The organism is Asanoa hainanensis (assembly GCF_900188485.1).
Lineage (GTDB): Bacteria > Actinomycetota > Actinomycetes > Mycobacteriales > Micromonosporaceae > Asanoa > Asanoa hainanensis.
Genome location: NZ_FZPH01000017.1, coordinates 171,379 through 177,711 on the forward strand (window position 1 = coordinate 171,379; position 6,333 = coordinate 177,711).

At 70.8% G+C, this 6,333-nt stretch carries 9 protein-coding genes and 1 pseudogene; 3 read left to right on the top strand and 7 right to left on the bottom strand.

Going from position 1 to position 6,333, the window contains the following annotated elements; translation table 11 throughout:
- Positions 1–38 precede the first annotated feature (38 nt).
- A complete protein-coding gene (locus CHC05_RS32930; protein WP_089254531.1) occupies positions 39–1,283 on the top strand; it encodes an MFS transporter in 1,245 nt (414 codons plus the stop codon).
- A 128-nt stretch (positions 1,284–1,411) separates the two neighbouring features.
- On the opposite strand, the gene CHC05_RS32935 is transcribed toward CHC05_RS32930, so the two are convergent.
- The 6 genes from CHC05_RS32935 to CHC05_RS32960 all read right to left on the bottom strand — a co-directional run bounded on the left by CHC05_RS32935 (position 1,412) and on the right by CHC05_RS32960 (position 4,460).
- Positions 1,412–1,834, bottom strand: coding sequence for an SHOCT-like domain-containing protein (locus CHC05_RS32935; protein ID WP_089254532.1), 423 nt, complete (start codon positions 1,832–1,834; stop codon positions 1,412–1,414).
- A 22-nt stretch (positions 1,835–1,856) separates the two neighbouring features.
- Positions 1,857–2,114, bottom strand: coding sequence for a hypothetical protein (locus tag CHC05_RS32940; RefSeq protein ID WP_218824764.1), 258 nt, complete (start codon positions 2,112–2,114; stop codon positions 1,857–1,859).
- Positions 2,114–2,491 (bottom strand): DUF2089 domain-containing protein, encoded by a 378-nt coding sequence (locus tag CHC05_RS32945; protein ID WP_089254534.1) that lies wholly within the window; start codon positions 2,489–2,491, stop codon positions 2,114–2,116. Before CHC05_RS32945 ends, CHC05_RS32940 begins: the two co-directional genes overlap by 1 nt.
- Positions 2,492–2,546: 55 nt before the next feature.
- A complete protein-coding gene (locus CHC05_RS32950; protein WP_089254535.1) occupies positions 2,547–3,779 on the bottom strand; it encodes an RNA polymerase sigma factor in 1,233 nt (410 codons plus the stop codon).
- A complete protein-coding gene (locus CHC05_RS32955) occupies positions 3,776–4,099 on the bottom strand; it encodes a YciI family protein (protein WP_089254536.1) in 324 nt (107 codons plus the stop codon). Before CHC05_RS32955 ends, CHC05_RS32950 begins: the two co-directional genes overlap by 4 nt.
- A gap of 100 nt (positions 4,100–4,199) precedes the next feature.
- The gene (locus CHC05_RS32960) at positions 4,200–4,460 is read right to left on the bottom strand and encodes a hypothetical protein (protein ID WP_179266483.1); all 261 of its coding nucleotides are present in this window, start codon (positions 4,458–4,460) and stop codon (positions 4,200–4,202) included.
- A gap of 106 nt (positions 4,461–4,566) precedes the next feature.
- Between CHC05_RS32960 and CHC05_RS32965 the strand changes: the two genes are divergently transcribed.
- Positions 4,567–5,373 (top strand): LysR family transcriptional regulator, encoded by an 807-nt coding sequence (locus CHC05_RS32965; RefSeq protein ID WP_179266484.1) that lies wholly within the window; start codon positions 4,567–4,569, stop codon positions 5,371–5,373.
- Here the strand turns inward: CHC05_RS32965 and CHC05_RS32970 are convergent.
- A pseudogene (locus CHC05_RS32970) lies at positions 5,360–5,989 on the bottom strand (SDR family NAD(P)-dependent oxidoreductase); the annotation flags it as partial. The gene CHC05_RS32965 and the pseudogene CHC05_RS32970 overlap by 14 nt on opposite strands.
- A 59-nt stretch (positions 5,990–6,048) precedes the next feature.
- Here CHC05_RS32970 and CHC05_RS32975 point away from each other — a divergent pair.
- The coding region (locus CHC05_RS32975; protein ID WP_144022648.1) for a transposase at positions 6,049–6,333 on the top strand (285 nt) is incomplete at its 3' end.

Sequence of the window (6,333 nt, forward strand, 5' to 3'; positions counted from 1 at the left end):
TTGACCTTGACACCCGTGTCAAACCTTACGGTCGCACCATGTTGCTGACCAGACCGCTCGCCGACCTGCGCGGCCCGCAGGACCCCCGACAACGGTTGCTGGCGTGGTCGACCCTCGTCAACACCGTCGGCATGGGGCTGTTCCTGTCCGCGGGCACGATCTTCCTCATCCGGTCGGCTGGACTCAGCCCGGCGGCCGCCGGCATCGGGCTGACCGTCGGATCGCTGATCGGCTTCGGGGCCGGGATCTTCGTCGGCGACCAGGCCGACCGGCGCGGCGCCCGCGAGGTGGTCATCGCCTCGATGCTGCTGGAGGCCGTGGCCAGCGTCGGCCTGCTGCTGGTCCGCGACGTGTGGACGCTGATCCTGGTGGCGACGGTCGCGGCGATCGGCCGGGCGGGTTCGGGCAGCGCCCGCGGCGCGCTGATCGGCGTGCTGGCCGAGGAGGGGAAGGGCCCGGCGCTGCGCACGTACCTGCGGGCGGTCACCAACGTGGGCCTCGCGGTGGGCATGCTCGGCTCCGCCGTGGTGCTGGCCGTCGACAGCCGACCCGCGTACGTGCTGATGGTCCTGACCGACACGGTGACGTTCCTGGTGGCGGCCGCCGTGCTGGCCCGGCTGCCGCACCTCGCACCTACCCGGTCCACCTCGTCCGAGGGCCGCTGGCTGGCGTTGCGGGACCGGCGTTATCTGGCCTTCACCGCGGCCTCGTCGGTCGCGAGCCTGCAGTACTGGGTGCTGATCCAGGCGCTTCCCGTGTGGATCGTCCTGCGGACGGCGGCACCCCGCTCGATGGCGGCGCTGGTCCTGTTCGTCGCCGCGGTCACGGTGGCCGTCACCCAGATCCCGGCGACCCGATCGATCGACGGCCCCCGCACGGCGGCCCGCCTGCTGGCCCGCTCCGGCCCGCTGTTCCTGGTGGCCTGGATCCTGATGGCCCTGGCGTCCGGACCGTCGGCCTGGGTCACGGTGGCGCTGCTGCTGGTGGCGGTGCTCGTGCACTCGCTGGCCGAGGTCTGGCAGGCCGCGGGCACGTTCGAGTTGTCCTTCGCCCTGGCCCGACCCGAGGCACAGGGCCAGTACCAGGGCGTGGTCGGCCTGGGCCACGGCTTCGTGGAGGCCGTGGCCCCGGTCGTCGTCATCACGCTGTGCATCGAGGGCGGCAAGCTCGGCTGGGTCGCGCTGGCCCTGGTCGTCACGGTGGCGGGTTGGCTGTGCGCCCTCATCGAACGGCGCTGGCCCCACGCGCGCGTCGAGCCGGTTGCCCAAGCGGCCGCCGGATGAGCCAGTGACCCATCCGGCGTACGCCGGTCGATGGTTAGAATGAAAGTTCGCAGTTCAACCGTGCTCTGCTCTGGCGGACGCGGCCTCGGGAGGGTGTTCGCGCACCCTCTCGGGGGTCCGTCCCGCCGCTACTCGCAGAAGACGCGGACTTTCGCGTCGGGCTGGTCGACCTCCACCGTCACCTCGTCGAGGTGCTCGATCAGCTCCTCCAACTGTTCGGGCTTGAGCTGCGTCAGGTCGAACGGCACGCCTGACTTGTTGAGCTCGACGGTGGCCTGGCTCAGGGCCTGCGGAGGGATCAGGGCCGCCAGCTTCACGCCGGCGCGGAGCAGTTGCAGCGGCACCCGCACGTTGACCCGCGCCTGTTCGCCGCCCTCGACCGCGTCGACCTGCACCCGCAGGTATTTCGCCTTGGCCTTCGGGCGGGGTTCGGCGCCCGGCGCGGCCGTTGGCTGGCCCCGTTCGAGTGCCGCGATGAGCTGTTCCGCCTCGACCGCCGTGATCTTTCCCTCGGCCAGCAGGTCGAGGATGTCCTTGCGCTGTTCGTTCATCGGGACCTTCCTGTCGTACGGACTATCGGATGGCGACGAGCACGGCGGTGCGGCCGTGCGCGACGTCGATCTGGGTGCCACGCAGCGCGGAGAAGACGCGCCACCCGCCGGCCAGCGCCGTCAGCACGTTGACGCGGTAGACGACGGCGGCCACCAACGCCAATCCGGCGGCCAGGACCAGCACCGGCAACAGCACCAGCGCGATCGGGAGCACCGGAACCCAGAGCCGGACGGGGCGACCGGCCGGGCGCTCGACCCGGACGGTGACCAACTGTGGCATCACGCGCGACCCTCCAATTCGGACAATGCCTGCTGCGCGGTGAGCTCGCCGCGGCGCAGCCGGTCGATGACGTCGGTGCGCGACGGCGCCGGGTCGGTCTCGACGAAGTCGAGCACCTGGGCGATCCGGTTGAGCCGCGACTTGATCGTCGGGTAGCTGACCCCGAAGATCCGCTCCATCTCCTTGATGGAGCCGTGGCAGCGCACGAACGCCGTGACGAAGACCTGGTCCTCGACCCCGAGTTGAGCCAGCTGCGGCGGCTCGAACTCGCCCTCGATCGCCACGCCGTTGCCCGCCAGGCGCACCCGCTCGACGACGAACGGCTGGCCCCGGGTCAGGTTCGTGAGCTCCTGCCAGTCCAGCGGCTGATCTGTCATATCTAAAGTTGTACGCGCCTGATTCTAAACTTTCAAGATGTCGATCTTAATTTTGTTAAGGTCGGGCCAGTTGGTCGCGGCGGCGGGTCAGGTACGCGGTCTCGGCGGTGTTGCCCGCCAGCGCGATGGCCTGGTCGTACGCGGCGCGCGCGGCGGGGCTCCGGCCCAACCGGCGTAGCAGGTCGGCGCGGGTCGCGTGGTACGCGTGATAGCCCGCCAACCGGTCCTCCAGCCGCTCGACGGCCGCCAGCGCCACGTCCGGACCGTCGAGCTCGGCGACCGCGATGGCCCGGTTGAGCGCCACGATCGGCGACGGGTCGAGGCGGGCGAGCTGGTCGTAGAGGGCGACGACCTGCGACCAGTCGGTGTCGCGGATGTCGCGGGCGTGGGTGTGCACGGCGTTGATCGCCGCGAGGAGCTGGTAGCGGCCCGGTGGCACCCCGGTCGCGATGCGCTCGCGCACGAGTCGATGACCCTCGGCGACCAGCGTGGTGTCCCACGCGCCGCGGTCCTGCTCGTCGAGCGTGACCAGCTCCCCGGCGGCCGAGACGCGGGCGGTGCGGCGGGCCTCGGTGAGCAGCATCAGCGCCAGCAGCCCGGCCACCTCACCGTCGTCCGGCAGCAGCGCCCGGATCAGCCGGGTGAGCCGGATCGCCTCGGCGGTCAGGTCGTGGCGCACGGGATCGGTGCCCGGACCGGTCGCCAGGTAGCCCTCGTTGAAGACGAGGAAGAGCACGGCAAGTACGCCGGAGACGCGCGACGGGAGATCCTCGGCCGACGGCACCCGGTACGGGATGCGGGCCGCCTTGATCTTGTCCTTAGCGCGGGTGATCCGCCGTCCCATCGCGGGCTCCTGCACCAGGAAGGCGCGGGCGATCTCGGCGACGGTCAGGCCGCCCACCATGCGCAGCGTCAACGCCACGCGGGTCTCCATGGCGAGCGCCGGGTGGCAGCAGGTGAAGATCAGTCGGAGGCGCTCGTCGTCGATGACACCGAGGGGCTCGGGCGGGTCGTCGTCGTACAACAGCTGAGCCTCCTTCTGTTTGTCGTCGCGTTTGCTCTCCCGCCGGATCCGGTCGATGGCCTTGCGATTGGCGGTGGTGGTCAGCCAGGCACCGGGATTCGGGGGTACGCCGTCGGTCGGCCACCGCTCGACCGCGGTCGCGAACGCCTCGGCGGCGGCCTCCTCCGCGATGTCGAGGTCGCCGAACCGGCGGGTCAGTGCGGCGACCACCCGCGCCCACTCCCCCCGATGGGCCCGGGTGACCGCCGCGTCGACGTCGCTCACAGGAACGGCCGCACCTCGACCTTGCGGTTGCACGCCTTCGAGCCCTCGGCGGCCAGTTTGAGCGCGACGTCCAGGTCCTCGGCCTCGACGATCCAGAAGCCGGCGAGGTATTCCTTGGACTCCAGGAACGGGCCGTCGGTGAACAGCGCGTCCCCGCCGCGGTTGTCGATGACGGTCGCCGTCGTGGGCCCGCCGAGGCCGCCGGCGAAGACCCAGTGGCCGTCGGCCACGAGCTTGTCGTTGAACACGTCGATCGCGGCCATCTCGTCGTCGGTGGCCAGCGTCGCCGCATCGTGGATCACAGAGAACAGGTACTGCATCTCGGCTCATCTCCCGTTCGCGGTGGTGCCCCTCGTGGGCGACCGCTCACCCCTGCCACGAACGCGGCCGCCCCGATCCGACACCACCACGGGAGATCTTTCAACCCTCGCGGAGGATCAGGAGCGTTTCGGGGCGCACGCCGTCGTGCTTCATCGCGGCCGCCGCCTCGGGGGACGACATGAACGCCTGGAACGCGGCCAGGTCCGGGATCTCGGCGATCAGGCCGATCCGGTTGGAGCCGGCCGGGTCCACGAACTCGCGGACCTTGACGCCTATCGTTCCGAACGCTTCCTTGCGCTTGGGCGAAGCCATCCATGCGTCGACGTCGTCGACCTCGTGCGTGATCAGGTACGTGGCCACTGCCAACTCCTTCAGGTCGGTCAGGGCCAGCCTATCGCCGCGAATGTGGGCAATTCGGCATTCGTGGGCCGTGTCCGGACTCGGCTGTGATCGGTACCGTTGCGGTATGGATCGACCGGAGGTCCGGGACCTCGTCTACTTCGTCGCCGTCGCCGAGCAGCGGCATTTCGGCCGCGCGGCCGAGCAGTTGGGCATGGCGCAGCCGCCGCTGTCCCGGGCGATCAGCCGGCTCGAGCGCCGGTTGCGCGCGCCGCTCTTCGAGCGCACCAGCCGGCGGGTCGACCTCACCCCGGCCGGGAAGGTGTTCCTGCGGGAGAGCCGCAAGATCCTTGCCGATGTCGACGACGCGGTACGGCGTACGCAGCGCGCGGCCCGGCCGGAACGGTTGGTGCTCGCCGCCCCGGCCGGCACCGGCGCACGCCTGCTCGGCCGGATGCTGGACGCCTACCGGGACGGCCCCGGCTCGGTGCCGGTCGAGGTGCACTTCACCACCGACACCGGTGCCGCCGTGCGCGCCGGCACCGCCGACGCGGCGTTCATGTGCAGCAGCGAGGACTTCGACGGGTTGGACGCGGTCGACCTCGCCGAGGAGACCCAGGTGGCGCTCGTCCCGGCCGACCACCCGCTCGCCGCGTACGACAAGCTCATCCTCGCCGACCTCGAGGGCGACCGGCTGTTCCAGCCGCAACCACCCGGGCTCGCCCTGGACGAGCTGGTCGACCGGATCGCACTCGGCGAGCTCGTGGTCCTGTCCGGGGCGAGCGTGACCGACCGGCTGGGCTCGTCCGTCGTCGCCGTGCCGGTGGTCGACGTGCCGGCCCGGCAGATCGTCATGGCCTGGCCGCAGACCACCGGCTCGGCCGAACGCGACCGGCTCGTCCGCACCGCCGTCGCGGTGGCTAGATCTGGTTGACGCCGCCGTCGACCGACAGCTCGGACCCGGTCATGAAGCTGCTCTGGTCCGAGGCCAGGAACAGGGCCACCGCGGCCTGCTCGGCCACCTGGGCGTTGCGCCCGAGCGGCACCATCGTGGCCAGCATCGCGAGGAACTCGTCCGGGTTGATTCCGGCAGGCGCGTTGCCCCGCACCAGCGACGTGTCGGTGACGCCCGGCGCGATCGCGTTGACCCGGATGCCACGGTCCTTCAGCTCGTTGGCCCAGCTGCGGGTCAACGACCGGACGCCGGCCTTGGCGGCCGAGTAGAGCCCGACGCCGGCGGCACCCCGGCTGGCGGTGGTCGACGTGCAGAGGATGACCGAGGCCTTGTCGTTGAGCAGCGGCAACGCCTTCTGCACGGTGAACAGCGCGCTGCGCAGGTTGAGGTCGGTGGTGTGCGCGAAGTCCTCCGCGGTCACCACGGCCAACGGAGCCATCGGCGCCCCGCCCGCGTTGGCGAACAGCACGTCGATCCGCCGCCCGTCGGCCGCGACGGTGTCGAAGAGCCGATCGAGGTCGGCCAGGTCCTTCACGTCGCCCTGCACGCCACTGGCCCGGTGCGCCCCGATCCGCACGACGGCCTCGTCGAGCTCGGCCTTAGACCGCGTCTCATTTGGGGTTGTTGTAGTCCAACATCATTCGTTGTACGAGCGTGAGTGATGTGGAGAAGTACTGCCCGGAGTCGTTGTGGCATCTGGTGCAGCCGCTGCTGCCCGAGCACCCGCAAAGGCATCAGGGTGGCGGGCGGCGGCGGATCGATGATCGGGTTGCGGTAGCGGCGATCGCGTACGTGTTGCAGACCGGCTGCGCGTGGGACGCGTTGCCGGAGTCGTTCCCGATCTCCCGGGCGACCGCGCATCGCCGGTTCACCGAATGGGTCGAGCAAGGCGTCATGCAGGCGCTGCATCAAGCTGTGCTGGACGTCCTCGGCGTCGCC